25 protein-coding genes are annotated in these 24,320 nt (G+C 55.4%); 15 read left to right on the forward strand and 10 right to left on the reverse strand.

The genetic code is table 11. The annotated features are described in order from the left end of the window. Positions 1–6: 6 nt before the first annotated feature. On the reverse strand, positions 7–306 hold the full coding sequence (locus PSES9_RS0102640; RefSeq protein ID WP_010483712.1) for a hypothetical protein: 300 nt from the start codon (positions 304–306) through the stop codon (positions 7–9). Between the two features lie 227 nt (positions 307–533). On the opposite strand from PSES9_RS0102640, the gene PSES9_RS0102645 reads away from it, so the two are divergent. Then, on the forward strand, positions 534–1,307 hold the full coding sequence (locus PSES9_RS0102645) for a CHAD domain-containing protein (protein ID WP_010483714.1): 774 nt from the start codon (positions 534–536) through the stop codon (positions 1,305–1,307). A gap of 186 nt (positions 1,308–1,493) precedes the next feature. Next, positions 1,494–2,294 (forward strand): acyl-CoA thioesterase, encoded by an 801-nt coding sequence (locus tag PSES9_RS0102650; RefSeq protein WP_010483716.1) that lies wholly within the window; start codon positions 1,494–1,496, stop codon positions 2,292–2,294. On the opposite strand, the gene PSES9_RS0102655 is transcribed toward PSES9_RS0102650, so the two are convergent. From PSES9_RS0102655 to PSES9_RS0102670, 3 genes are all read right to left on the reverse strand, one after another. Further along, on the reverse strand, positions 2,278–3,870 hold the full coding sequence (locus PSES9_RS0102655) for a GGDEF domain-containing protein (RefSeq protein WP_010483719.1): 1,593 nt from the start codon (positions 3,868–3,870) through the stop codon (positions 2,278–2,280). The two genes, PSES9_RS0102650 and PSES9_RS0102655, sit on opposite strands and share 17 nt — an antisense overlap. 6 nt (positions 3,871–3,876) lie before the next feature. Then, on the reverse strand, positions 3,877–4,446 hold the full coding sequence (locus PSES9_RS0102660) for an oxidoreductase (protein ID WP_138942987.1): 570 nt from the start codon (positions 4,444–4,446) through the stop codon (positions 3,877–3,879). A 462-nt stretch (positions 4,447–4,908) separates the two neighbouring features. Further along, positions 4,909–5,733, reverse strand: coding sequence for a TatD family hydrolase (locus PSES9_RS0102670; protein ID WP_010483724.1), 825 nt, complete (start codon positions 5,731–5,733; stop codon positions 4,909–4,911). Between the two features lie 324 nt (positions 5,734–6,057). Between PSES9_RS0102670 and PSES9_RS0102675 the strand changes: the two genes are divergently transcribed. The 3 genes from PSES9_RS0102675 to PSES9_RS0102685 all read left to right on the forward strand — a co-directional run bounded on the left by PSES9_RS0102675 (position 6,058) and on the right by PSES9_RS0102685 (position 8,608). After that, positions 6,058–7,467 carry a transglycosylase SLT domain-containing protein gene (locus PSES9_RS0102675; RefSeq protein ID WP_010483727.1) on the forward strand — a complete coding sequence of 470 codons (1,410 nt, stop codon included), beginning with the start codon at positions 6,058–6,060 and terminating at the stop codon, positions 7,465–7,467. Positions 7,468–7,566: 99 nt separating this feature from the next. Next, a complete protein-coding gene (locus PSES9_RS0102680; RefSeq protein ID WP_010483728.1) occupies positions 7,567–8,001 on the forward strand; it encodes a DoxX family protein in 435 nt (144 codons plus the stop codon). Between the two features lie 292 nt (positions 8,002–8,293). Further along, entirely contained in the window at positions 8,294–8,608 is a 315-nt protein-coding gene (locus PSES9_RS0102685; protein WP_010483730.1) for a hypothetical protein, read from the forward strand. A 12-nt stretch (positions 8,609–8,620) separates the two neighbouring features. Here the strand turns inward: PSES9_RS0102685 and greB are convergent, their stop codons facing one another. From greB to PSES9_RS0102700, 3 genes are read right to left on the reverse strand one after another with little or no spacing between them, the layout of a single operon-like run. Then, positions 8,621–9,118, reverse strand: coding sequence for a transcription elongation factor GreB (gene greB, locus PSES9_RS0102690; RefSeq protein WP_010483732.1), 498 nt, complete (start codon positions 9,116–9,118; stop codon positions 8,621–8,623). A gap of 43 nt (positions 9,119–9,161) precedes the next feature. Further along, complete coding sequence (locus tag PSES9_RS0102695) at positions 9,162–11,666, reverse strand: ABC transporter permease (protein WP_010483734.1); 2,505 nt, start codon at positions 11,664–11,666, stop codon at positions 9,162–9,164. Beyond that, positions 11,666–12,349 carry an ABC transporter ATP-binding protein gene (locus PSES9_RS0102700; RefSeq protein WP_010483736.1) on the reverse strand — a complete coding sequence of 228 codons (684 nt, stop codon included), beginning with the start codon at positions 12,347–12,349 and terminating at the stop codon, positions 11,666–11,668. The genes PSES9_RS0102695 and PSES9_RS0102700 overlap by 1 nt, the downstream gene beginning before the upstream one ends. 10 nt (positions 12,350–12,359) lie before the next feature. Between PSES9_RS0102700 and PSES9_RS0102705 the strand changes: the two genes are divergently transcribed. The 3 genes from PSES9_RS0102705 to PSES9_RS0102715 all read left to right on the forward strand — a co-directional run bounded on the left by PSES9_RS0102705 (position 12,360) and on the right by PSES9_RS0102715 (position 14,443). Beyond that, positions 12,360–12,977: an arylesterase gene (locus tag PSES9_RS0102705; RefSeq protein ID WP_010483738.1), complete on the forward strand. Its 618-nt coding sequence runs from the start codon at positions 12,360–12,362 to the stop codon at positions 12,975–12,977. A 63-nt stretch (positions 12,978–13,040) separates the two neighbouring features. Further along, entirely contained in the window at positions 13,041–13,322 is a 282-nt protein-coding gene (locus tag PSES9_RS0102710; RefSeq protein ID WP_010483740.1) for a hypothetical protein, read from the forward strand. A 158-nt stretch (positions 13,323–13,480) separates the two neighbouring features. Beyond that, a complete protein-coding gene (locus PSES9_RS0102715) occupies positions 13,481–14,443 on the forward strand; it encodes a L,D-transpeptidase family protein (RefSeq protein WP_010483742.1) in 963 nt (320 codons plus the stop codon). 122 nt (positions 14,444–14,565) lie between these two features. On the opposite strand, the gene PSES9_RS0102720 is transcribed toward PSES9_RS0102715, so the two are convergent. Further along, on the reverse strand, positions 14,566–14,817 hold the full coding sequence (locus tag PSES9_RS0102720) for an Lpp/OprI family alanine-zipper lipoprotein (RefSeq protein ID WP_010483743.1): 252 nt from the start codon (positions 14,815–14,817) through the stop codon (positions 14,566–14,568). Positions 14,818–15,135: 318 nt separating this feature from the next. Between PSES9_RS0102720 and PSES9_RS0102725 the strand changes: the two genes are divergently transcribed. The 3 genes from PSES9_RS0102725 (at position 15,136) to PSES9_RS0102735 (ending at position 18,145) form a co-directional block, all read left to right on the forward strand. Next, the gene (locus PSES9_RS0102725) at positions 15,136–16,512 is read left to right on the forward strand and encodes a GntP family permease (RefSeq protein WP_010483746.1); all 1,377 of its coding nucleotides are present in this window, start codon (positions 15,136–15,138) and stop codon (positions 16,510–16,512) included. A gap of 70 nt (positions 16,513–16,582) precedes the next feature. Then, positions 16,583–17,848: a hypothetical protein gene (locus PSES9_RS0102730; protein WP_010483747.1), complete on the forward strand. Its 1,266-nt coding sequence runs from the start codon at positions 16,583–16,585 to the stop codon at positions 17,846–17,848. Between the two features lie 18 nt (positions 17,849–17,866). Continuing rightward, the gene (locus PSES9_RS0102735; RefSeq protein ID WP_010483749.1) at positions 17,867–18,145 is read left to right on the forward strand and encodes a GNAT family N-acetyltransferase; all 279 of its coding nucleotides are present in this window, start codon (positions 17,867–17,869) and stop codon (positions 18,143–18,145) included. 129 nt (positions 18,146–18,274) lie between these two features. Here PSES9_RS0102735 and PSES9_RS0102740 read toward each other — a convergent pair whose 3' ends face one another. Beyond that, positions 18,275–19,351: a 3-deoxy-7-phosphoheptulonate synthase gene (locus tag PSES9_RS0102740; RefSeq protein ID WP_010483751.1), complete on the reverse strand. Its 1,077-nt coding sequence runs from the start codon at positions 19,349–19,351 to the stop codon at positions 18,275–18,277. 430 nt (positions 19,352–19,781) lie between these two features. Here PSES9_RS0102740 and PSES9_RS0102750 point away from each other — a divergent pair, with 430 nt between their 5' ends. The 4 genes from PSES9_RS0102750 (at position 19,782) to cysB (ending at position 23,408) form a co-directional block, all read left to right on the forward strand. Then, positions 19,782–20,738, forward strand: coding sequence for a putative 2-dehydropantoate 2-reductase (locus PSES9_RS0102750; protein ID WP_010483755.1), 957 nt, complete (start codon positions 19,782–19,784; stop codon positions 20,736–20,738). 7 nt (positions 20,739–20,745) lie between these two features. After that, on the forward strand, positions 20,746–21,660 hold the full coding sequence (locus PSES9_RS0102755) for a 5'-nucleotidase (protein ID WP_010483757.1): 915 nt from the start codon (positions 20,746–20,748) through the stop codon (positions 21,658–21,660). Positions 21,661–21,795: 135 nt separating this feature from the next. Next, positions 21,796–22,308, forward strand: coding sequence for a universal stress protein (locus PSES9_RS0102760; RefSeq protein WP_010483759.1), 513 nt, complete (start codon positions 21,796–21,798; stop codon positions 22,306–22,308). A gap of 125 nt (positions 22,309–22,433) precedes the next feature. Then, entirely contained in the window at positions 22,434–23,408 is a 975-nt protein-coding gene (gene cysB, locus PSES9_RS0102765; RefSeq protein ID WP_010483761.1) for an HTH-type transcriptional regulator CysB, read from the forward strand. 70 nt (positions 23,409–23,478) lie between these two features. Here cysB and PSES9_RS0102770 read toward each other — a convergent pair whose 3' ends face one another. Beyond that, positions 23,479–24,213 (reverse strand): phosphoadenylyl-sulfate reductase, encoded by a 735-nt coding sequence (locus PSES9_RS0102770; protein ID WP_010483763.1) that lies wholly within the window; start codon positions 24,211–24,213, stop codon positions 23,479–23,481. Between the last annotated feature and the right edge of the window lie 107 nt (positions 24,214–24,320).

The following is a 24,320-nucleotide window of genomic DNA, read 5'->3' on the forward strand; positions in this document are numbered from 1 at the left end:
GCTCAATCAGCAGCTCAGGAAAAAACGGTTTATGGCCGCAATCAAGCCTATTGTCGTGCAGGCAAACAGTGTCAGTAGCCCTGCCGCCAGGCTGTGCTTGCGTGAATAGCGCCAGGCAAAGCCCATGACAACCAACCCCAGCAGCAGCCCCAGGGCTATGACTGCCCAGCCCATGGCCAGGCTCAGCTGGCTTTTCTCGGCAAATTCGGGCGGACACTGGCTTGTCGCAAAAACGGCGAGGCTGAATCCGCCGCTACCGGCGCCAGCCAACGTGGGGCCAAGGCCGCGAAGCCTAATCGGTTTCATCAAACTAACTTGCCTGTCGGGTGCAAAGCTCAAGCATAAACCGCTGCACGGATGATTTGTGCAAGCCAGTGCAGGCGCGCTGCAAAACCTTTTGTGACGAATGTCGACTTGTAATGCCGCAGGAGCCAAGCAAGGATGAGATTTGGCTGCAGCAGTCGTCGCTGTGGTCTTGGGGCTGGGCGTATTGGCTTGCGCCAGGCTGGAGTTGCTTGTCGAGGAGAATCGCAATGTCGGCATTTGCTGATCGTATCAGCGCCCAGGTCTTGAAACGCCAGGTCAGTCTATTTGCCTGCGCGGCGCGTATGCAGGCTTGCACTGATGTTGAGGCATTGCATGACTTGCGTATTAATTTGCGCCGTTTGCGCAGTTTGCTCAAACCATTGCGAGGATTGCCCGCCTGCGATCAATTGCAACTGCATGCGGCGCAGTTGGGCAAGTTGACTGGCCCGGTGCGTGAGCTTGAGGTGCTTGTGGCTGAATTGCAGCGCAAGCAACAAGCGTCGGGGCCTGTCGAGCAGCGCCGTCAACGGGTGGTCGACGGCTACCTGCAAACGCTGCACAGTGATCAATTGTCCGCATTCTGGCAGGCCCTTGACGACTGGCCCGTGCAATGGCGACTCGCTGAGCGGGACGGCTCGTTAAAGCGGGTCGAGTCTAAGCTTGAGTCACGGCTGATTAAGGCCCAACGCCGGTTGGTTGAGGCCCTGGCTGATCCGTTGCATGACTGGCATGACCTGCGCTTGCTGGTCAAGCGCGTGCGCTACAACGCCGAGGCTTACCCCAAGGTAGCAAGACTCGATCGCCCTGGTCAGAAAGCGCTAAAACAGGCTCAGGAAGCGCTGGGGCAATGGCATGACCTGTTGCAGTGGTTACTGCTCAGTGAAACAGAAACAGACTTGGCGTCTTGCGTGTCTTCCTGGAAGGCAGATTTACTCAGTGCCGAGATAAAGGTTGCCAAGGCGCTGGCGAGCTTAAGGAAAAGACTGCTCGCAAATGAATGAGCAGGAGCAGGGCTAAGCAGTCAAATGAGCGGTTTATCCGGACATCTGATTAATCGCTATCTGGCTGCATCCAGCGTCAACTCTGGAACTGGCTGAAAAGAGCCATCACCGATACTGGCATCGCTACTTTCGTGTACGTCTGGTTTTCCCGTAGGATCAGCTTCACTCTGAATCCTCGAGATGCTTATGACGACCTTCTCCTCATTGCTCCAAGCCGTGCGTGGCAACCCCGCCAATCTGGTGATCCCGGAACTTTGGGGGCAGGGGCGAGCAAGCTTTGGTGGCTTGGTTGCCGCATTGGTCTATGAAACCATGAAGGCGCAGGTGGTTTCCGGGCGCCCCGTGCGTTCCTTGGCTGTGACCTTTGTTGGCCCTGCCGAGCCTGGTGTTCCTATCAGTTTCGAGGCCGAAGTGCTGCGCGAGGGGCGGGCGGTAAGCCAGGTACTGGGCCGCGCTGTGCAGAACGGGCAGGTCGTGACATTGATCCAGGGCAGTTTTGGCGGCCCCCGTGATTCGGTTATCAGTGTTGAGGCCGAGCCTGCACCGCAAGTCAAACCGGCCGAAGACTGCCAGGAACTGCCTTATATACCCAAGGTTACGCCAGAGTTCACCCGGTATTTAGCGATGCGTTGGGCCATCGGTGCCATGCCGTATACCGCTAAGCCCGAGCGGCAAATGGGCGGTTGGGTGCAACTTCGGGGTGAAGAGCAGCCTCAAGCTGTTACCGAAGCTTATTTATTGGCGTTGGTCGATGCCTGGCCACCCGCGGTACTGCCGCACTTGAAGACGCCGGCGCCTGGCAGCACCCTGACCTGGACCATTGAATTTGTCCAGCCGCTCAAGCAATCAAGCACCGATGACTGGTTCTTGTACCGGGCACATATTGAATACGCGCGAGATGGCTATGGCCATGTGGCAGCGGCATTGTGGTCCGATGACGGGGACTTGCTGGCAATCAGCCGGCAGACAGTTACAGTTTTTGCCTGAAAGCGGCTTCGCCAGCGGTTTCGAGCCGGTTGCGCCCGTTGGTCTTGGCTTGGTAGAGCGCGCTATCTGCTCGTCCCAGCAAGTGGTCGAGACTCTCCTGTGACGTGTTCATCGCCAACCCGATGCTGACGGTCATGCTCAATGTATTTTGACTGGGCAGCAGGACCTGCATGTTCTCGATGTTCTTGCGCAGGCGTTCGGCGACTTGCCGAGCTTGAGTGAAATCTGTCTCGGGCAACAATATGGCGAACTCTTCACCGCCCAGGCGGCCAAGAACATCAACTTCACGCAAACCGTTAACCAGGGTTTGCGCTGCCGCTTGCAGTGCCAGATCGCCGACTTGGTGGCCGTGCACATCATTGATCTGTTTGAAGTGATCGATATCGATCATCAGGGCGCCACATTGGCGTCTGTAACGATGGTTGAGCTTGAGAGAATCTTCCGCCAACTGCATGAATGCGTGCCTGTTGTTGATGCCGGTCAGGCTGTCGGTGTTGGCGAGGGTCAGAAGTTCTTGTTCCATCTGTTTGCGCACGCTGATGTCGTAAGACCAGATCAGGTAGGAGGTACGTCCAATTTGATCCAGGACGCGGCCTGAAACCACTCCCCAATAGGGCTGCTCTCCTGCCAGAAGTGCTTCCCAATCGTTGATCTGACGCCTGGCTTCAAGGGCTTCATGAAAGCGCTCACCTTCACCAGGATGCGCAAATAATGCATTGATGGAGAAGTCTTGCTGTTGCTTGATGCCGCTGCGCTTGAGCAGGCGCTCGTTGACAAAGTGCACCTGGCTATCCTTGGCGTTCAACAGGGCAACATCGCTGGGGCTGGCCTCAAGTATGTAGTTGAGCAAGGCCTGCTCCTCGGATAGCTCCTGGGTCCGCTCTTCGACCCGCGCTTCAAGGTTCTGATTAAGGTCGCCCAGGCGCAACGAGAGCCGCCGAACCTGCAGGTAACTGACGATCAATCGGGCAACCAGGAGCGCACTGCCGATGAGCAGTCCAAGCAGCGACCAGCCCAGGTAGAGAAAGCTTGAATGCAGCTTCTGGCGGTCATCGTCCAGTTCATTGGATAGCGATATGTTGGCCGAAACCAGGACGTCGATCATGGGCTCAAGCAGGCCAGGAAGTTGCTGTGAAATTTCATCTGCAATAATGTCCGCGCCTATGGGGTCGCCCCAGGCGGCTCGTTCATCCCAGTCTTTGCTGAGTTGAATGACTTGATTGAGGGCCTGTTCGGCCGAGGGTCTTCTGACGGGGAGAAAACGGAACACATGTTGTTTTTCAAAGGTTCGGGTAATGCTGCGTAAAACTTGTATCTGTACGGTCAGGTCATCAGCACTGATATTGCCCTGCTTGTAGGCAAGCGCCGCTGAGAGTGTGCGGCGTATTTGTGCATTGGCTTGGTGTGAACGCCACAATTCGCTATGCAGCGCCGGCGTCGCGAGGGTTTCGGCCTGTCTTTCAACCATCCACAGGGCACTGCCAACGATAACGGCCATCACCAGCACCAAGACCACCAGGACCGCCATCATGCGTCTTTGGTTCGCTTGAAAACGTGCAACATCAGTATTTGGCATCGATGGTCACTCGTTAATGAGGCTAATCTTGCTCAGTTGCCAAATTGAGCGGTTGAAATATACCTGCGCATTGAGTTCTGGGAATAGGTCAAAAGGATAGATCAGGTAGAGCGGCCCATACTCCGAGATGGGCATCGATTTACCATTACGCAAATAGGCGATTATGGGGTTGAAACGTTGAATATCTTCCCGTGGGACCATGACCGAGTACATATTCAGCGCGTCGAGTCGAAGGTATGAATAACTGTCCGGTGCTATGTTCAGGTGAGTCAGCAGATAACCTAGATCAACCCCGGTCCACTCAACGACAGTGCTGTCATTTGGCTCGCTGGTCGTTAGCACGCGCTTGGGCATGCTTGTCAGGTCGTTGAGGCTGAGGTTTATCGAATGCCCGTCGTTCAGCTGTACGGATAGGGCAGGACGGCTTGGCGGGTAGGCAGGAGCAGCCAATACGCCGCTGGTAGCACCAAGGCAACAGACTAAAAAGCCAAAAAGCGTTAGCCGAAAGAGCCGCACAGTTAAATCCTTGTGTGAAGTACAACGCCAATTGATTTCAAAATATAGCGCTAATACCAAGGGGTGTGGCTGCTTGGGATAACAAGGTCACTCCCTTCTGTTCCGTACGCTCAGTCACGGTCAGGCATGAGTCTAGCTTTAAATCGGTGAGTTGATTTATCCAACTGGCCTTAGCAGAAGTTGCACCCAGCATGGGCGTCACTTGCTTGGGTGAAACTCAATGCTTGCCGATGTATAGCATAAGCTGCTGAAAAGCCGATCATGCCCAGAAAAAGAGGCACGATGCTAGCTGTATACAGGGCGTTGGCAGTGACAAACAAAGCCGAAGCAGCCAAGGCGCCTGGGATCAGCAGTTGGAGGCTGACGCCAGCTTCTGGGCTGTTTGAAGCTTGGCGGGCAGCTTTAGGCCGGGACATGATGGTTGATCTCCAATAGGGTTTTGATAACCCTATGGAATCGCGGCTGCTGCGACGAATTGCTTGTCGCTATCAAATATATAGCGCCAGGCAATCTATTGGCGGGTTAGTCAGTGGTGTTTGCCATTTTCAATGCAGGCAAGCGGAAGAAAGCCTGGGCGGTTGCGCTGGTGTGCGCGGCAAGGGATTCAATTGTCTCGCAGCGATGTTCGGCGACAGTCTTCAATGTTTCGGTCAGGTAGGCCGGTTCATTGCGACCATTCTTGGGCTTGGGTCGCAAGGTACGTGGCAGCAGGAAAGGGGCGTCACTCTCTAGCATTAGGCGTCCCTGGGGTATTTCCCGGACCAGGGACTGCAAGTGAGTGCCACGGCGTTCGTCACAGATCCAGCCAGTGATACCTATATGCAGATCAAGGTCGAGGTAGTTGAACAGGGCGCGTTTCTCGCCTGTAAAACAGTGCACCACCGCTGCTGGCAGCTGGTCGCGGTAATCTGTGAGTATTTCGAGCAAACGCTGGCTGGCATCGCGTTCATGCAGGAAAACCGGCAGCTTTAGCTCGACTGCCAGCGCCAAGTGTTCCTCAAGGACTTTTTCTTGTTGGGGACGAGGTGAAAAATCACGATTAAAGTCGAGTCCGCATTCGCCTACGGCACGCACCCGCTGGTGCCCGAGCAGCGTTTTTAGCTGGCTGGCACTGTCACTGTTCCAACTGCTGGCATCGTGGGGGTGGATACCGGCTGTACTGAACAGTCGGCTTTGGCTTTCATCGTGCTCCTCGCAGAGTTTTATGGCCTGTTCACTTTCAACCAGGCTGGTGCCGGTCAAAAGCAGTTGTGCCACGCCTGCGGCGTAGGCGCGATCGAGAACCGCAGCGCATTGTTCAGCTAGGCTGGGATGGGTGAGATTGACGCCGATGTCAGTGAGCTGCATGGTGCTACCCAGTTGATGTGATCCATAAGAATATCAGAGCTTTGTGTTTTATTAATAAATCCTTATAAAACATTAGCTTGTAAGTTTATTGTGATGTTGCTTGCTAAGTTGTGCTGGCGGAATTCGAGCGACTGTGAGAGTCTCCGCGGCCGTTTACGCAGGCTCGGTTGCTATCAGTTAGTTTCGAGCTGACCAATGGCTAGGCCCTGAGGCGTGTTTGAGCAGGTAGCGAGTCAAAACTGTGAGCCGTTTTAACGCAGCTCGCAATATCAAGCCCAGTAGTTATTTAGCGGTTCCCCGATTGGGTCATTGTCCGGAGTGTTAATGCCACGAGTGTTCCTAGTACTGTGCTTGCTACTGCTGCCTTTTACGGCCGTGGCGCGCGTGGCTGGGCCATTGGAAGTGGCAAAACCCTCGGCGTCGCGTGATTTGGCGAGCATTCGCCGGGCCGCTGAGCTGCGTGTATTGGTCAATCAAAGCCGCAACAGCTCGGGTGAAGTGAAAGGGCAAAGCATCGGCGTCGAGTACCATCGCCTGCGAGCCTTCGAGCAGTACCTCAATCGCAATGCCCATGATGGCCGAGCCATCAAGCTAAAGATCATACCCATGGCCAAGGACCAGCTCCTGGGCGCCTTGCAGCGAGGCGAGGGCGACCTGGTCGCGCCGGGTGAACTGTTGAAGGTGCGCACGGCCTCGGCTGTTACCGCAAGTGGCGCCATACGCCGCAACGTCCAGTTAGTCGTAGTCGGGCGTCAGGGGGATCGACGCTACAAGTACCTGGAGCAGATGTCAGGGCGAAGTGTTGCCCTGCCAGCGGGCAGCGTGGCGGGTGAGGCGATCAATGAAATCAACGTCCGGCTGATCAAGCGCAACAAATCACCGATCGTGATCGAGTGGGTTGATCCGACATTGGCTGTCGAAGATGTTCTGGAAATGGTTCAGGCCGGAATTTTCACCGCCACGGCTGTGGAGTTGCCAATCGCCGAGCGCTGGAGCAAGGTCATGCCCAAGCTGCGGATTGAGCGGCATTTGGTGTTGTCCAATAATGGCGTGATGCGCTGGTACGTGCGTCGCGATGCGCCAATGTTGAGCGCGGCCATTGATCGATTCTTCAACAGCTATCGCGCGCCTGAAGACCAGGATGTTGCATTTCAGCGGATATACCGGCGCCTGTATAAGGTGCACTATCCCTTGGGCCGGGTCGAGCGCAAGCGCCTGGAGCAGGTTCGCCCGGTACTGCAACGCTATGCCAAGCAACTCAATTTCGACTGGCTGGCGTTGGCGGCACTGGCGTTCAAAGAGTCAACCCTCAATCCAAAGGCGCGCGGTAGCGGCGGTGCCACAGGTTTGATGCAGATTACCCCGGTTGCTGCGCGCGCGGTGGGTGTCGGCAATATCACGGTGCTGGATAACAATGTACTGGCCAGCGCCAAGTACCTGGCGATGATTCGCAAATCCTACTTCAACAGTCCAAAGCTCAACGAGCGTGAGCGCATGGCTTTCGTACTTGCTGGCTACAACATGGGGCCTGCACGCGTACAGAGCATGCGAGCCGAGGCCAAGCGCCGCGGCCTGAACCCGAATCAATGGTTCTTTCAGGTTGAGCGCATCGCCATGGAGCAGGTCGGAATGGGCGTTGTCAGCTATGTTAATAGTGTGAATAAGTACTATCTGGCTTATGACCGCGAACGCTACCTGCTGGAGCCTCGCAGCAAAGTCAGCTCAAGGGATTGATCGATTTGTTCGATTTGTTTAATGCTTTTTATGGTTAATTAATATCGAATTAATGGGTTATTATTTGGCTCAACTTAATACCTGACAAGGACTGACAACATGAATGCTCTGATTAAATCCCTAACAACCACCCATGCAGGCTATGGCTTGACAGTACTGCGGGTTATCGTGGGCCTGACCTTTGCTGCCCATGGTTCGCAAAAGTTGTTTGGCTGGTTCGATGGCCCAGGCCTCGAAGGCGTTGGCCAGTGGATGGAAAGCCTGGGCATGACCCCCGGTTATCTGTTTGCATTGCTGGCGGGCAGTGCCGAGTTCTTCGGTGGCCTGGCGTTGATCATTGGCTTGCTGGTTCGTCCGGCGGCGCTGGCTTTGAGCGTGACTATGCTGGTGGCAATTTTCAGCGTACACATCAGCAACGGCTTCTTCATGAGTGCAAATGGCTACGAATTCGCTTTGGCACTGCTGGCAGCCAGTGTTGCTATTTTGATCGAAGGTGCTGGGAAGTTGTCGGTGGATCAGCGCCTTTCCATCTGATCATCCTGACCCGTAAAGCCCGCTACTGCGGGCTTTTTTGTGTGCGATAGTTTTGTTCTACGAATAACTGATTAATCATCAGGTTTTTGTATCGCCTGTATTGACAGCGATAAGCCTGATTCTCTAGGATTCAAACGCGCCGATTTAAACAGCTACTTGCGGGGCGCCGCGGGAATTGCCCAGTGCAACTCTCCGAGAAGACCTTAAAAAGGCTTCGAAATACCGCTAAAGCGCTGGTTCGGTGTCGCCTCTCACCGCTGCCCAGCGGGATTTCTGAGGCGGAGACGCGAGCATGAGTTGCCAACCCTATATTCGCTTAGCCCCGATCACATCCGGGCTCATCAAGCGCAACCCTAAAATCTTACTCGGTGGCGTTCATCAACCCACCTTGCTGCGTTACCTGGACGGCTGGCCACGACGTGGCGGTACATCCCGTGCCTTTTTGATCCAATTCGTCGAACCAAGCGATTGCCTGGCGCGCTTTGCCAGCGACAGTTTCGATATGGCCGTGCTGCCTGCAATAGCGGCCGAGCATCTTGATGAGCGGGTCCATCAATTGGTACGGGTGGCGCGCCAGGGCCTGATCACGCGGCGAATCAAACCCTGATATCAGACGAGGCTAGGGATAGTCGATGGCAACCACGTACCAGGTTTTGTCGCCGGTTGGAGCCTGCACCCTGACTTCAGCATCGAGTGATTTACCGATCAGTGCGCGGGCCAATGGCGAGTCGATGCTGATCATATTTTGCTTCAGGTCGAGCTCATCAGGCCCGACGATACGGTAGCGCGCTTCTTTGCCGTCTTCGTCCTCGACCGTGACCCAAGCGCCAAAATAAACCTTGTCTGGATCGCTGGGGCGGGCGCTGACGACCTTCAGGCTTTCCAGGCGTTTGGTCAGAAAGCGCACTCGGCTGTCGATCTCACGCAGCATTTTTTTGCCGTAGGTGTACTCAGCGTTTTCGGAGCGATCGCCTTGGGCGGCAGCCTCGCTGACGGACTGGGTCACCTGGGGGCGGCGCACATGCCAGAGTTCATGCAGTTCAGCGCGCATGCGGGCTTCGCCTTCAGGTGTAATCAGTGGCGTGCCAGCAGAGCGTGGTGGGCGATAGCGACTCATAAATACCTGTTGTAGACCTTGTCGGCTAAAGGACGCGAGTCTATCAACCCTCGCGCAGCACTGTCAGTGGGCTGGCATTCAAGGCTCTGCGGGTACCGAGTATGCCTGCCGATGCAACCAGCACGGCACCGATCACGGGCAAGACCAGTAGCCAGGGGTGCGGATGCCAGGTTAGATCAAATGCATAGCGGTACAGGAGAAAACTGATCAGTTCGCAGCCCAGCGCTGCGAGTAAGCCACTTGCGGCGCCAAGCAGGCCAAACTCAGTGCGCCGGGCCTTGACCAAGAGCTTGCGTTCAGCACCCAGTGCGCGGAGCAGCGCACCCTGACGAATTCGTTCATCAAGGGTGGCCTGTAAGCCGGCAAATAAAACCGCCAGGCCCGCAGCTAATACAAACAACAGGACAAACTCAATCGCCACGGTGACCTGAGCAACAATGCTGCGCAGTTGAGCGAGTAGGGCGTCTACCTGGAGCAAGGTGACGGCCGGAAACTGGCGAGCAAGCTCAACCAGCTGGCGATCTTGCTGGGGCGGGAGATAAAAGCTGGTCAAGTAGGTGACAGGTAGGTCCTTTAGCGTGCCGGGTTCGAAAATCATGTAGAAGTTTGGCTGGAAACTGTTCCAGTCGACTTTACGCAGGCTGGTCACGCGCACATCGCGGCTAAGCCCGCCAACAACAAAGCTGAGTCGGTCTCCCAGCTTCAACTGCATGCTTTCAGCCAGTTCCGACTCGACTGATACGCCGGGCATGTCTTGTGGCTCGCTCGCGTGCCACCAACTGCCTGCGACCAGCTCATTGTCAGTGGGCAAATCGGCGGCCCAGGTGAGGCTCAGGTCGCGATTAATCGCGCGGTCACCCCGGCTGTCTTTACTGACGATTTGTTGTACCGGCTGATCATTGATTTTGATTAGGCGACCTGGAATAACCGGATATAAATGCGCTGGTTTGGGCGACAGTTCGGCAAGTCGAGCCTCAAAAGCAGCTTTGTGCTCGGGCAGCACGTTCAGGGCAAAGTGGTTGGGAGCATCTTCCGGCAACTGGTCTTGCCAGGTGTCGAGCAGCTCGCCGCGTAGCAGTGCGATCAAGGCCATGGCCAGAATGATAAGGCCGAATGCCAGCGATTGCCCTGCCGCTGCAAGTGGGTAGCGTAGCGTTTGGCCCAAGCCAAGCCGCCAAGGCAATGAGGCCCTGGCCAGCACTCTGCGCAGGCTTTTCAAGCCCAGCAGCAACAGGCCACCGAGCAACAATGCGGCAACCAGGCCACCGCCCAACAAGGCGAAGGTCAATTGCAAGTCGAGGCTCAGGCGCCACATGATCAAGCCCAGGGCAAACAGCGCCGCGCCGTAGACCAGCCATGAACTGGCCGGCACTGGCAGCAAGTCGCGGCGCAGTACCCGCAGCGGTGGAACACGCCCCAGGGCGGCCAGCGGCGGCAGGGCAAAACCTGCAAGTGCAACTAAACCGGTTGCCATGCCTGCCAGTGCGGGACCGAAGCTGGCGGATGGAAGGTCGGGCGGAAGCAGCTCTTTGAGTAAATAGAACAGCCCAAACTGGCTTAACCAGCCGAGCAAGGCGCCAATGAGGCTTGCGCTAAGACCGAGTATGGCCAATTGCAGGCCGAACAGGCTCAGCGCTTGACCGCGAGATAGACCAAGGCAGCGCATCAGTGCGCTGGCATCGAAACGTCGAGCAGCAAAGCGAGTCGCGGAAAGCGCCACGGCAACGCCCGCAAGCAGCACGGCGGCCAGGCTTGCAAGGTTGAGGTAGCGTTCGGCCCGGCCCAGAGCACCGCCAATCTGTCGATTGCTGTCGCGGCTGCCTTCGATTTTCTGGTTGGCTTCGAGCTGCGGTTCGATAAGGTTCTTGTAGGCCGCCAGTTGATCCGGGGTACCGCGCCATAGCTCGCGGTATTTGACCCGGCTGCCTGGCTGCACAATGCCCGTTGCGGCCAAGTCGTCAAGATTCATCAAGACCCGTGGCGTCAGGCTGTAGAAATTACCCGCGCGATCAGGCTCATAAGTCAGTACGTGACTTAGCTTCAAGCTTTTGTTGCCGACATCAATACTGTCGCCGATCTTTAGATTTAACGCTGCAAACAAACGCGCCTCGGCCCAGGCATTGCCGGGTGCTGGGCCGCTGCTCGGTTGCTCGGGGCCGTAGAGCTGGTCCGCGCGCTTGAGTTGGCCACGCAAAGGGTAGGCCTTGTCGACCGCCTTGACACTGGCCAGCTGAATGCCAGCGTCGGTGGCAATCACACTTGAGAACTCCACCGTCTGCGCATGATCGAGCCCCTGCGCTTGACCTTGGCTGATTTGTTCATTTGCTGCCGGTGAGCTGCCGGAAAGAACCATGTCGGCGGCAAGGAATTCGCTGGCGCGCATCAGCATTCCTTCGTTGAGTCGCGCACTGAAGTAGCCGATTGCGGTGCTGGCCGCGACAGCAATGATCAAGGCAAAGAACAGAATGCGCAGCTCACCAGAATGCGATTCGCGCAGCAGTTGGCGCCAGGCCAGGGCTACAAGGCGGGAGCGGGGAAGTTTGGTCATCAAGGTTCTACTGCGTCGATCAAATGACCGCCTTCAAGGCGAATCAGGCGTTGGCAGCGGTGTGCCAGGCGTTCGTCGTGGGTGACCAGGACCAGGGTGGCGCCACGTTCCTGGTTCAGCTCAAACAGCAGGTCACTGATGCGCTGGCTGGTGTGGCTGTCAAGGTTGCCGGTTGGCTCGTCGGCGAACAGCACATCGGGTTCGGCGGCAAATGCACGTGCAATGGCGACCCGTTGTTGTTCACCGCCGGACAGTTGGCGTGGGTAGTGCGTCAGGCGATGACCAAGGCCGACCCGTTCAAGCAGCCCGCGTGCACGCTCTCTGGCATCGCGATGACCTTCGAGTTCAAGCGGCAGCATGACGTTTTCCAACGCATTGAGGCTGTCGAGTAATTGGAAGGACTGGAACACGAAACCTGCATGTTCGGCGCGAACCCGGGCTCGTTGATCCTCATCCATTTCCCCGAGATTGTTCCCGGCCAGCTCGACATTGCCGGTACTCGGCAAGTCGAGCCCGGCGAGCAAACCCAGCAGGGTCGATTTGCCCGAACCGGAGCTGCCGACAATTGCCAGGCTGTCACCTGCATTGAGGTCGAGGCTGAGGGCGTGCAATATGCTCAACTCGCCTTCCGCGCTGGGCACCACTTTGCTGAGATTTCGCGCGGTGAGAATACATGAGCTCATGGAGAATCCAATGCGTACAGGGTTTATCGGCGTTGTCCTGATACTGACGGTGTGGATCAGCAATGCATCTGCAGGGACGATATTGGTTGTTGGCGATAGTATCAGTGCTGCTTTTGGCCTGGATACCCGTCAGGGCTGGGTGAATTTGTTGCAAAAACGCATTACCGAGCAAGGTTATGACATAGAAGTGATCAACGCTTCCATCAGTGGTGATACCAGTGCTGGTGGCGCCGCCCGCTTGCCTGGGTTGCTCAAGGAGCATCAGCCGCAATGGGTGATTCTTGAACTGGGAGGCAATGATGGGCTGCGTGGACAGGCACCGAACCAATTGCAACAAAATCTTGCGGGAATGATTGAACAGGCGCACGAGCAGGGCGCCAAGGTGCTGCTCTTGGGCATGCGCCTGCCGCCTAATTATGGCCAGCGCTACACCCATGCATTTGCCCAGGTCTTTAGTGATCTTGCCGAGCAGAAATCAGTCTCCTTTGTGCCCTTTTTTCTGGAAGGGGTCGGCGGTGTGCCTGGGATGATGCAGGCCGATGGCCTGCATCCCGGGCTTACGGCCCAGCCGATTCTGCTGGAAAACGTCTGGCCTGAGCTGCAACCACTATTAAATAAGCCTGAATGAGTGTTTGAGGCTTTTCTGAGTCCTGTGTTTCGGATAATGTGGCGCCCCCTTCTGGAGCCCTAAATGCCGCGTATTGCCTGGTCTTTGCATGCCTATAAACTGATCGAACCTGATGAGCAGCTGGACTTGTTCGCCTGTCGGGAGGTGCGTGTGCATTTGGTCGAGCGTCAACTTGAGCTGGGCAATTCGGGTGATCGAACGCTATGTGGCGGCTTCCTGCCTTCGCAGCCACGCTGGCAGCCGCTTGAAAAGGACATGTTGCGTGATAAGCGCCTGTGTCCCTTGTGCAGGCAGATACTTGAGGCCCAGCGCCGTGGCGAGCGCTCCATGCTGCTGCTTGACTGAGCGTCGCCAAGCCATGTGCAAAGGCAACCACTGGCCATTCTGGTTGTCACATCCAGTTAGCTGTTGTCGCTGTACGGGGCTCCCTGTGCTCAATGCCGCGGTGTACAATCGAAATGAGTAACGCACGTTTATCAGTCACCTTCTCCAAGGATTTCCGGATGTTGTCGCACGTATCTGCGGTTTCCCGCTGCCTTTCTGTTGCCGCATTGTTGGTCGCAGGATCTGCAAGTGCTCTTGAGTTTCCATTGCCGCCACCAGGCGATGACATTGTTGGTCAGGTTCAGGTGGTCAAGGCCAAGTACGAAGATACCTTTGCTGATCTTGCGACAGCCAGCGACCTCGGTTACTCGGAAATGGTCGCGGCCAACCCGGGTATTGACGCCTGGTTGCCAGGCGAGGGCGCTGAGATCATTCTGCCGACTCGCTTTATCCTGCCGCCAGGTCCGCGCGAAGGCATCGTAATCAACCTTGCCGAATACCGTCTCTATTATTTCCCCAAGGGCAAGGATGTGGTCTACACCTATCCGCTAGGGATCGGTCGTGAAGGCTGGGGTTCGCCAGTTGCCAATGCGCGCATTACTGCCAAGACGCCCAACCCCGCCTGGTACCCACCAAAATCAATACGCGCAGAACATGCCGCGGATGGCGATCCTTTGCCATCGGTGGTACCGCCAGGTCCTGATAATCCGCTGGGCCCGTATAAAATGGCGCTCTCGGTTCCGGGTTACCTGATTCATGGCTCCAACAAGAAATTCGGCATTGGCATGCGTGTCAGCCATGGTTGCTTCCGCATGTTCAATCAGAATGTGTTGGAACTGGCGGCCATGACTTCGGTAGGCACCTCGGTACGTATTATCAACCAGCCCTACAAGTTCGGTCGCAGTAATGGTCGGGTGTACCTGGAGGCGCATGAGCCCCTGGACGACGAGGGCAAGGTATCGGTTATCGACAAGCACACCGCAGTGATCAATACATTGCTCAAGCAGGATGAGTTTGCCAACTTCCGTTTGGACTGGGAGGTGGTGCGTGAAGTTGTGGCGGCGCAAGATGGCTTGCCCGTCGAGATTGCCACCGAGCAGAGTGCGCCAATCAATAATGAACAGATCAGTAATCCGTTCTGATTAGGTGGCTGTGTTGAAGCAACCCGTCGCGTGAAACCGGCGGGTTTTTATTTGCACTTGCAAAACCATCGACAAAAAAAAGCCGGCCCATAATGGGCCGGCTTTCTTTAGCCTGAAGGCTATTACTTGCGGCTGGCTTTATCCAGCATACGCAGAGCACGCTCATTAGCTTCGTCAGCAGTTTGCTGAGCTTTCTGAGCAGCAGCCATAGCTTCGTCAGCCTTGCGGTAGGCTTCATCAGCACGGGCTTGCGAACGTGCAGCAGCGTCTTCAGTAGCAGTCAGACGAGCTTCAGTTTCTTTAGACATGCTGCTGCAACCAGTAGCCAATACTGCGGCCAAAGCCAGAGCAGACAATTTCAGGACGTTGTTCATTGTGTTCCCCTAAATGTGGAGTTTTTCCATAAAAGCAATTCCCCAGTTATGGGGGATTAGCCGGCGTACATACTACTCATAACCTGTAGTAAGTAAACTGACAAAGTGCAAGTCTAGCCTGTTTTTTTGCGTTTACTCCAACAATGTGTTTGACGCTTACATCCGTTGTATAAAAAACATACAATCCGCTTGTGGCAAGGCTTCGACAGTGCCCGGCGGTATAAGCTCATTGGCACTCGACGGGCACTCTTAACCGACCACGCTAGGGCTACATTAGTTCACTGAACTGTCATCTAAAAAACAAAAAAGGCAGGGGCTATGCTGGGTAATTTAGGCTTGTTGGTTGCATTGGGGTTACTAATATTCATGGCCTTGCGCGGCGTGAATATATTTATCGCTACGTTATGCAGTTCGATAATAGTTGCGCTCACAAACGACTTGTTAGTGCCCCAGGCGCTGCTCGAGTACTTTCCGTTCGGGCCCCTGGGTGCATTCACCTTTGCCGGTAAATTCTTTGTGCTGTTTCTGTGCGGAGCCATCTTTGGCAAGGCAATGGCTGCCAGCCAGGCGGCCAGCAGCATCGCACAAGCGATCACCGGCTGGCTGGGCGTCAAGCGCACATTATGGGTAACCATGCTGGTATGCGCACTTTTGACCTACGGCGGTGTTGTGGTGTTCGTCGTGATTTTTACCATGTACCCGCTGGGCATAGGTTTGATGCGTGAAGCCAATCTGCCCAAGCGTCTGTTTTGCGCGGCTACTGCCCTGGGAGCCGGTACTTTCACCATGACCGCTTTGCCGGGCACCCCCTCGATTCACAACGTTATCGCCGCCAATGCCTTGGGAACGGATCTGTTTGCAGGGGCCTGGATTGGAGTTGTCGCCTCGGTGATCATGGTTACACTGGGCATGCTTTATGTGCAGCGTGAGTGGCGGCTGGCTATTGCCAGGGGCGAGGGGTTCGAGTCCAACGCCCAGGATGAACGCATGCAGCAAATCGCAGGAACACCAGGAGCAGGACCTCACTGGGCCTTGGCACTGGTGCCTATCGCCGTGGTGCTCGGGGTGATTTTGTTGCCACGCCTGTTGATGGCTGCCGGAGTCGATGCAGGGGCGGGCGGAGCGCTTGCCGGCTTGCTGCAGTTTAGCCTGCAGCAGCCGATTCTCTGGCCGAGCCTGGCACTGGTCATTGCTACTGCAACTGCCATCATCTTGTTTGCCGGGTTGCGCCGTAACACGCTCGGGATATTGGGGCAGGGGGCAGATGATTCGATCATGCCGCTACTTAATACGGCCGCAGTGATTGGCTTTGGTGGCGTGGTGACTCACACCGCAGGTTTCATGCAGTTTTCGCAGTGGGTGTTATCCCTTGACTTGCCGCCGTTGTTGTCGGTTTTTGCCTCGGTCAGCGTGGTCTCGGCAATTGTGGGGTCGTCTTCTGGCGGCTTGCAGATTTTCATGCAAAGCCTGGCGCCAAGGTATCTGGACATGGGCGTCGAGCCGGAGGTCTTGCACCGTATCGCCAATATATCTGCGGGTGGGCTGGACTCGTTGCCGCATTGCGGTGCGGTGATTGCCATGTTGATGATCATGGGCCTGACCCACAAAAACGCCTACAAAGACATTTTTGTCGTCACAGTGGTGGTCCCCGTCATTGCGGTATTGATCTGCATCGGCATCATAAGTGTGCTGTAAGTCCCTGATTTAAACCATTTGCTTGCTAATATGCGGTGATATTGGATTGATGGCCAGGGGCGGGATGGTTATGGGAAAGCTGATCAAGTGGGGCGTGCTGTCTATTTTGCTGGTGGCGATAATTGTCAAGTTATCGCTGTACCTCTCCGTTCGCTCGATCATGAACGATGCCAGGGATCGTTTGGCACCGATTGTTGATATCAGCTATGGCGGTATCACGTCTTCATTCGATGGCCGTGTCGGGCTTGAGGATGTATCCATCCGCATACCCGCTGCTGGCGATAAGTTGCAAATTGCCCACGCAGAGCTGAAGTTCAATGGTCTTTCTGAGTTGTTGCGTTTCAAGGAACGCCTGGCAGAGCGCAAGGTTCCCGAGCAACTGGCGGTCAGCATCAAGGGCCTGTCGGTCGATGTGTTTGGCCCGCTTGCTCAGGCGTTTTACCAGCCACCGGCGCAAACCGATATCTACAGTGCCTTGAGTGATGTGGCCTGTGGTGATGTAAAGCATATTGGTGCCAATGAGTTGCTTGATATGGGGTATCGCACCCTTGAAACCGATGGGGAGTTTTCCTATCTGTTCGAGCCATCCGCGCAGAAACTGACTTTCCACCTGGATTCAGATACGCGCGAGATGGGGGCAATGCAGGTCAGCCTGTCGTTGGCGAATATGTCTGATAACCCGGCGGATATTCGCAATAACCCCCCGCGGATCAAACGCCTGAGTGTCGAGTTGAGTGACAACGAGTACCAGCGCAAAGTGCAGACCTACTGTGCCGCCAAGATGGGCTTGACGCCTGAGGCCTATCGAAAGGTTGCCATTGCCAAGGTCGATCAGTCCTTGCGCCATCAACGTGTTGCGCTCAACCAGTCGCTGCTCGATGCATACGCCCGCTACCTGGCCGACCCGCAATCACTGCGAGTCGAGCTGGAGCCAACGGAGGGTATGGTCTGGGATGGCCTGCAGTTCTTTGAGGCCAAGGATGCATTAAGCATGATGCGGCCAACGGTTATTGTTAACCAATCGCTGGTCAAGGATGTTGGCTTTGAATGGGTTGACCCGGTTGCGCTGAAGGTCGCTGCTGCAGACAAGGCCGCGCTGGCCAATGTAGTATCGACAGAGCCTGTTCTGGTTTCGTCAGGTTTCGTGCATGTTGATGCCTTGCCTGATTATATTGGTAGGCGTATGCGTTTTATCACTTATGATGGGATGTATTATCAAGGTGTCTTGACCCGGGTCGCGAACCAAAAGGCCTACCTGACCGTCCAAGGTGGCAACGGCACAGCACAAATGTCGCTACGCCTGAGAAAGATTGATAAGGTTCGGGTTGAGCAGTAATCCTATTGAGGAGTAGTAATGAGCGAGGCGTTGTCCATTCATCATGACCAGGCTGGTCACCAATTCGAAATCACAGTGGATGGTGATCGTGCCTACTTGGCCTATATGGACCTGGGCAAGCAAACCTTGGACATCTATCGTACCTTTGTGCCCAACAGCCTGCGCGGGCGCGGCATTGCGGCGCAACTAACCGAGCATGCGCTGCAATATGCCGAGCGCATGGGGTACACGGTGATTCCGTCATGCTCCTATGTCGAGCGCTACATGGAGCGTCAACAGCGCTTGAGCAACAACTGATTTTCGATCCAGATCAGCACTCACAAAAAAGCCGGGATTTCCCGGCTTTTTGCACTGCATCCAGACATGGCGCAGCAACTGTATACATGGTTGCAGCGGTGTAACTGCAACCATGTATAGGTCTGGAACCTAGCCGCGCTGGCGCTTGGGTAGCACATCCTTGAGTTTGGCGTGCATATTGCGCAGGGTCTTCTCCGTGCTTTCCCAGTCGATACAGGCATCGGTAATAGATACACCGTATTTGAGCTGTGACAAGTCTTTGGGGATCGACTGGTTGCCCCAGCCCAGGTGGCTCTCGACCATAAGGCCAACGATGGATTGGTTGCCTTCGAGAATCTGGTTGGCCACGTTGTCCATCACCAAGGGTTGTAGCGCCGGGTCCTTGTTGGAGTTGGCGTGACTGCAATCGACCATGATGTTGGGTGTAATGCCTGCTTTGCTTAGTTCTTGCTCGCAGACTGCAACGCTAACCGAGTCATAGTTGGGCTTGCCGTTACCGCCGCGCAATACAACGTGGCCATAGGCATTGCCTTTGGTGGTGACGATCGATACGCCACCTTCCTGGTTGATGCCGAGGAAGCGGTGAGGGCTTGAAACCGACTGCAGGGCGTTGATCGCAACAGTCAGGCCGCCATCGGTACCATTCTTGAAACCGACCGCTGAAGACAGGCCCGAGGCCATTTCCCGGTGGGTCTGGGATTCGGTGGTGCGAGCCCCGATGGCTGACCAGCTGATCAGGTCCTGCAGGTACTGGGGCGAAATAGGGTCCAGCGCTTCGGTTGCTGTCGGCAAGCCCATCTCGGCCAGGTCGCGCAGCAGGGTGCGGCCAATGTGCAAGCCATCCTGGATCTTGAATGAGTCATCCAGATATGGATCGTTGATCAAGCCTTTCCAGCCCACTGTGGTGCGCGGCTTCTCAAAATAAACGCGCATGACCAGATACAGGGTGTCTGAGACTTCAGCCGCCAGTACTTTCAGGCGTTCGGCATACTCATGGGCCGCTTTAATGTCGTGAATAGAGCAGGGGCCGACAACAATAAACAAACGATGGTCCTTACCATCAAGAATGTTACGCACTACTTCACGGCCAGAGGCGACAGTGCGCAATGCGGCTTCGGTCAGCGGAATTTCACGCTTGAGTTGTTCGGGGGTGATGAGCGTTTCGTTGGAGGCAACGTTAAGGTCATCAATCGGTAAATCAGCCATCGTGCTATTCATCAGTCAGATTCGTCAGGTCACGGGTGCCGGCCGCCAGCGTTCCCCGTGTGGCGGAGCACAGCAATAATGAGCACAGCGGGGAAACAGAACCTTATCGCGTAACAGGCAGACTCGACAATGGTTGAACGCAATTGTGCTGCGGATTAATCGCGACTCTGGCAAATTAAACCGTAAACAGGGGCTTTATTGGCAAAACCAGCTGTCAGCAGCGGTGCGGCTGGCATGGCAACAGAACGCAGGATTGGAGATTGATCCGCTCAATAGTCGCCTGCGCCTTGTTTTGACTGTTTCATTTGCCGGCGGTGTTTGCAGTTAAGGGTGGCAGTTTTTATGATCGGCTGAGTTGTCGTTTACGCGCAGATGATCTGCGCCTTGCTTTGGATGCGGCCCATTCGCGTCCCGCTGAGGAGTTTCCTTGATGTCCAGCACACCACGTCCACGTATAGGCATTATCGGTACCGGCGCAATTGGCGGCTTTTATGGCCTGATGCTCGCCCGAGCAGGCTTTGATGTTCATTTCCTGCTGCGCAGCGAGTATGGCGCTGTTGTTGAAAATGGCATCCATCTCAACAGTGCTGTGCATGGCGCGTTGACGCTCAATCCGGTGCAGGCATATAGCAATGCAGCGGATATGCCGCGTTGTGACTGGTTGCTGGTCGGAGCTAAAACCACCAGTAATGCCGCATTGGTGCCTGCCATAACCCAGGCGGCTGCAGATGGTGCGAAAATCCTGTTATTGCAAAACGGTCTAGGGGTTGAAGATGAGCTGCGGCCTTTACTGCCCGACAACCTGCATTTACTCGGTGGCTTGTGTTTGATTTGTGTGCATCGTGCCCAGGCAGGCGTCATTGAGCATCAGGCATTGGGCACGGTGAACCTGGGTTATCACTCAGGTCCGGCCTCGGACCAAGAGCGTGAGCAGATCACAGCAGCCGGGGCGGCGATGTTCAATCTGGCTGGCATTGACTCAACGGTCGCGGCCGAACTGGGTCAGGCGCGCTGGCAAAAGCTGGTGTGGAACGTGCCATACAACGGTTTGTCGGTTCTACTTGACTCAGGCACCAGCGGCCTCATGGCTAGCCAGAGCAGCCGTGAACTGATCGCTGCAATCATGGGTGAAGTGGTCGCCGGTGCGGGGGCTTGTGGTTATCAAATCCCTGCTGATTTTGCCGCGAAGATGCTCAAGGCAACTGAGCGCATGCCGGATTACCTGCCCAGCATGTATCACGACCATGCCCACAAGCGCCCACTTGAGCTAAAGGCTATCTATGCCGCGCCGCTCGCCGCCGCAGCCGCTGCCGGATGTTCCATGCCGCGCATTGAGGCGTTGTATCAGGCCCTGCAGTTTATTGACCAGCGCAATTCCCAGGAGTGAGAACACTATGAGCAAGGTACTGGGCGACAAATTGGTCCTGGCGATTTCGTCCAGTGCATTGTTCGATCTGCGTGAAAGTCATCAGGTCTATGTTGGCGAGGGCGTTGCGGCTTATCGCCAGTATCAGATTGATCACGAAGACGAAATACTCATGCCGGGCGATGCCTTTGCGCTCGTAGAAAAGCTGCTCGCCCTCAACCAGACCCTGGGCCAGCAAAGGGTCGAGGTGATCCTGGTTTCACGTAACAGTGCCGATACAGGCCTGCGCGCATTCAATTCGATCCAGCATTACGGGCTGGGAATTTCACGGGCAGCCTTTGTCGGCGGTCGCAGTCCAGACCCTTATCTAGCGGCCTTTGGTTGCCATCTGTTCTTATCCACCCACGCCGAAGATGTGCGCAGCGCGCTGCGTGCCGGTTTTGGTGCCGCCACTATTCTTTCCGGTGGCAGTCGGCGAGAAGCCAGCAATGAATTGCGAATTGCCTTCGATGGTGATGCGGTTTTGTTCTCTGATGAGTCCGAACGTGTCTATCAGTCCGGTGGGCTTGAGGCGTTTCAGAGTCATGAGAAGCAATCCGCCCGGGAGTTGCTCGGTGGTGGGCCGTTCAAACCATTCCTGGCCGCCCTGCACAAGCTACAGCAAGAGTTCGCTGAAGAGTCATGCCCCATTCGCACTGCATTGGTTACAGCGCGTTCTGCGCCAGCTCACGAGCGTGTCATCCGAACCTTGCGCGAGTGGAATATCCGTCTGGATGAGTCGTTTTTCCTTGGTGGGTTGGATAAGTCGTCGATTCTCGACACCTTCGGCGCTGATGTATTTTTCGACGACCAGGCCAGTCACTGCGAAAAGGCCAGGGCAGTGGTCGCCACCGGGCATGTTCCCCATGGCGTAAGCAACGAGTTGCAGCCGATCAAGGGGTGAAGGCCCCCGTTTGCGTGGGCATTGAAAGGCTTGCCCCGATTTCCGCTGATCTTATTTAGGCGCGCTTTTAAATTGACATGCTGGCCGCACTGCTAAGCTCAAGTAGGACCCGTCATGCGGGTACAAGGAGCCAGCATGATCCGAACTATTCTTTATGCCACAGACCTTGGGCTCTATGCGCCGTATGTATTGCAGCATGCGTTAGCCATGACCCGGGCGTTCAATGCCAGCTTGTATGTGATCCATGCTGTTGAGCCCATGGGGTTGTTTGCAGAATCAGTACTTAAAACCTATCTCGACGAGGAGCATTTGAAAACGCTTCGCCACAAAGGCCTGGAGACGGTCATGGCGGGAATCGAGGCGAGAGTCCTGGAGGGCTTCAAGGATGAAATCGCCGACTCTCCGGACGACCTTGCGTTGATTCGAGCCGTGCGCGTAGTGCAGGGCGATCCGCCGCAGGTGATATTGGCTCAAGCACAGAAACTAGAAGTGGATTTGTTAGTCATAGGCAGTCATAGCCACGGAACAGATCTGGATATTCCAATGGGACGAACTGCGACACGACTTTTACAGCTCGCAGAGGTGCCGATCTACCTGGTGCCGATGCTGCAGCATCGCAGCCGTGGGGATGCCGGGATTATTTTCTGAATGGGCGCTTGACGATTAAAGCTGCAACTTTAAAAAAATCGTCTAAATTGAACGATTGAACCGTTCTTATGGTTATATGAGAGAGCCGAAACTAGCACGGCGCTTATCTGCTTTGAGGGATAGTTATGAAGCTCCAGCAATTGCGCTACATCTGGGAAGTTGCGCACCACGATCTCAACGTGTCTGCTACTGCACAGAGTCTATACACATCACAGCCGGGCATCAGTAAGCAGATTCGTCTATTGGAGGATGAGCTGGGGGTCGAAGTCTTCGCGCGTAGCGGTAAGCATCTGACGCGCGTTACGCCAGCAGGTGAGCGGATTATCACCACCGCCGGAGAAATCCTGCGCAAGGTCGAAAGCATCAAGCAGATCGCCCAAGAGTTTTCCAACGAGAAGAAGGGCACCCTATCAATTGCCACCACCCATACCCAGGCGCGTTATGCCTTGCCTAAGGTGATCAGTGGTTTTATCAAGCAATACCCGGACGTATCACTGCATATGCACCAAGGGACACCCTTGCAGATTGCCGAAATGGCCGCTGATGGCACCGTCGATTTCGCCATCGCGACAGAGGGGCTTGAGCTATTCAATGATCTGGTAATGATGCCGTGCTATCGCTGGAACCGCTGCGTGGTTGTCCCACAAGGCCATCCGCTGACTAAGCTGCCCAAGCTGACGCTGGAAGCCTTGGCTGAGTATTCGATTGTCACCTACGTCTTTGGCTTCACCGGACGTTCCAAACTTGATGAGGCCTTTAGCCATCGGGGGCTGACGCCCAAGGTTGTGTTTACCGCAGCCGATGCCGACGTGATCAAAACCTACGTGCGTCTGGGGCTGGGGGTTGGCATTGTCGCGGAAATGGCTGTGGATCCAGCACTCGATCCAGACTTGGTCGTACTTGATGCCAGCGAGTTGTTCGAGGCGAGCGTGACCAAGATCGGTTTCCGGCGCGGTACATTCCTGCGCGGGTTTATGTGCGACTTTATCGAGAAGTTCGCCCCACACCTGACTCGCGAGGTCTTGGCCAAGGCGGTGCAATGCCATAACAAGTCCGAGCTTGAGGAGTTGTTCGAGGGCGTTGAGTTACCGACCTACTGATCTTCTGCGATAACAAAAAAACCGGCACTTGCCGGTTTTTTTGGATGCAGCAAAAATTCGCCAGAACGGATCAAATTTTGCTGATGATGTTGCCTGAGTGCAGGCCGCACTCTTTTTGCGTTGCTTCTTCCCACCACCAACGACCTTCACGCTCGTGCTGGTTGGGAAGTACAGGGCGGGTGCAGGGTTCACAGCCAATGCTGATGAAGCCGCGCTCGTGCAAGGCGTTGTAAGGCAGCTCAAGTGCACGAATGTAGTTCCAGACCTCTTCGCTGGTCATCTGCGCCAAAGGGTTGAACTTGTAGAGCGGGCGATCAGCCGGGGAAAAGGCGCTGTCAATCTCAAGTACAGCGACTTCACTGCGTGTGCTCGGGCTTTGATCGCGGCGCTGTCCGGTTGCCCAGGCTTTAACCGTCGAGAGCTTGCGTCTTAATGGCGCAGTTTTACGAATACCGCAGCATTCGGAGTGCCCATCCTTGTAGAAGCTGAACAGGCCTTTTTCTTTGACCATTGGCTCAAGCGCGGCCGGGTCAGGCGAGAGTATGTCAATGCTGATGCCGTAATGCTCGCGAACCTGATCGATAAAGCGATAGGTCTCAGGATGCAAGCGTCCCGTGTCGAGACTGAAGACCTTAACGCCTTTGTTGATCTTCCAGGCCATATCCACCAGTACAACATCTTCGGCACCGCTGAACGAAATCCACAACTCATCGCCAAAGTGTTCGAAGGCCAGTTTGAGAATTTCCTGCGGTGATTTTGTGGCGTAGGCTGCCGCTGTTTCAGCTACATCAAATGGGTGGCTCATCAGGGATTATTCCTAATTATCATGGCGCTTGGCGCTTTGTAGCGGCGATGGTAACAAATCGTGGATATGCCGCTAAATAACCAACTGCCATTGCGACTGATGGTTTT

Source organism: Pseudomonas sp. S9, from assembly GCF_000222125.1.
GTDB lineage: Bacteria > Pseudomonadota > Gammaproteobacteria > Pseudomonadales > Pseudomonadaceae > Aquipseudomonas > Aquipseudomonas segetis.

Coding starts and splice junctions, on each gene's coding strand:
- PSES9_RS0102655 (WP_010483719.1), bottom strand. CDS start 3,870: ATGCCAAATACTGATGTTGCACGTTTTCAAGCGAACCAAAGACGCATG.
- PSES9_RS0102705 (WP_010483738.1), top strand. CDS start 12,360: ATGCGTACAGGGTTTATCGGCGTTGTCCTGATACTGACGGTGTGGATC.
- PSES9_RS0102735 (WP_010483749.1), top strand. CDS start 17,867: ATGAGCGAGGCGTTGTCCATTCATCATGACCAGGCTGGTCACCAATTC.
- PSES9_RS0102710 (WP_010483740.1), top strand. CDS start 13,041: ATGCCGCGTATTGCCTGGTCTTTGCATGCCTATAAACTGATCGAACCT.
- PSES9_RS0102675 (WP_010483727.1), top strand. CDS start 6,058: ATGCCACGAGTGTTCCTAGTACTGTGCTTGCTACTGCTGCCTTTTACG.
- PSES9_RS0102640 (WP_010483712.1), bottom strand. CDS start 306: ATGAAACCGATTAGGCTTCGCGGCCTTGGCCCCACGTTGGCTGGCGCC.
- PSES9_RS0102680 (WP_010483728.1), top strand. CDS start 7,567: ATGAATGCTCTGATTAAATCCCTAACAACCACCCATGCAGGCTATGGC.
- greB (WP_010483732.1), bottom strand. CDS start 9,118: ATGAGTCGCTATCGCCCACCACGCTCTGCTGGCACGCCACTGATTACA.
- PSES9_RS0102725 (WP_010483746.1), top strand. CDS start 15,136: ATGCTGGGTAATTTAGGCTTGTTGGTTGCATTGGGGTTACTAATATTC.
- PSES9_RS0102730 (WP_010483747.1), top strand. CDS start 16,583: ATGGGAAAGCTGATCAAGTGGGGCGTGCTGTCTATTTTGCTGGTGGCG.
- PSES9_RS0102760 (WP_010483759.1), top strand. CDS start 21,796: ATGATCCGAACTATTCTTTATGCCACAGACCTTGGGCTCTATGCGCCG.
- cysB (WP_010483761.1), top strand. CDS start 22,434: ATGAAGCTCCAGCAATTGCGCTACATCTGGGAAGTTGCGCACCACGAT.
- PSES9_RS0102720 (WP_010483743.1), bottom strand. CDS start 14,817: ATGAACAACGTCCTGAAATTGTCTGCTCTGGCTTTGGCCGCAGTATTG.
- PSES9_RS0102695 (WP_010483734.1), bottom strand. CDS start 11,666: ATGACCAAACTTCCCCGCTCCCGCCTTGTAGCCCTGGCCTGGCGCCAA.
- PSES9_RS0102700 (WP_010483736.1), bottom strand. CDS start 12,349: ATGAGCTCATGTATTCTCACCGCGCGAAATCTCAGCAAAGTGGTGCCC.
- PSES9_RS0102650 (WP_010483716.1), top strand. CDS start 1,494: ATGACGACCTTCTCCTCATTGCTCCAAGCCGTGCGTGGCAACCCCGCC.
- PSES9_RS0102750 (WP_010483755.1), top strand. CDS start 19,782: ATGTCCAGCACACCACGTCCACGTATAGGCATTATCGGTACCGGCGCA.
- PSES9_RS0102670 (WP_010483724.1), bottom strand. CDS start 5,733: ATGCAGCTCACTGACATCGGCGTCAATCTCACCCATCCCAGCCTAGCT.
- PSES9_RS0102685 (WP_010483730.1), top strand. CDS start 8,294: ATGAGTTGCCAACCCTATATTCGCTTAGCCCCGATCACATCCGGGCTC.
- PSES9_RS0102740 (WP_010483751.1), bottom strand. CDS start 19,351: ATGGCTGATTTACCGATTGATGACCTTAACGTTGCCTCCAACGAAACG.
- PSES9_RS0102645 (WP_010483714.1), top strand. CDS start 534: ATGTCGGCATTTGCTGATCGTATCAGCGCCCAGGTCTTGAAACGCCAG.
- PSES9_RS0102755 (WP_010483757.1), top strand. CDS start 20,746: ATGAGCAAGGTACTGGGCGACAAATTGGTCCTGGCGATTTCGTCCAGT.
- PSES9_RS0102715 (WP_010483742.1), top strand. CDS start 13,481: ATGTTGTCGCACGTATCTGCGGTTTCCCGCTGCCTTTCTGTTGCCGCA.
- PSES9_RS0102770 (WP_010483763.1), bottom strand. CDS start 24,213: ATGAGCCACCCATTTGATGTAGCTGAAACAGCGGCAGCCTACGCCACA.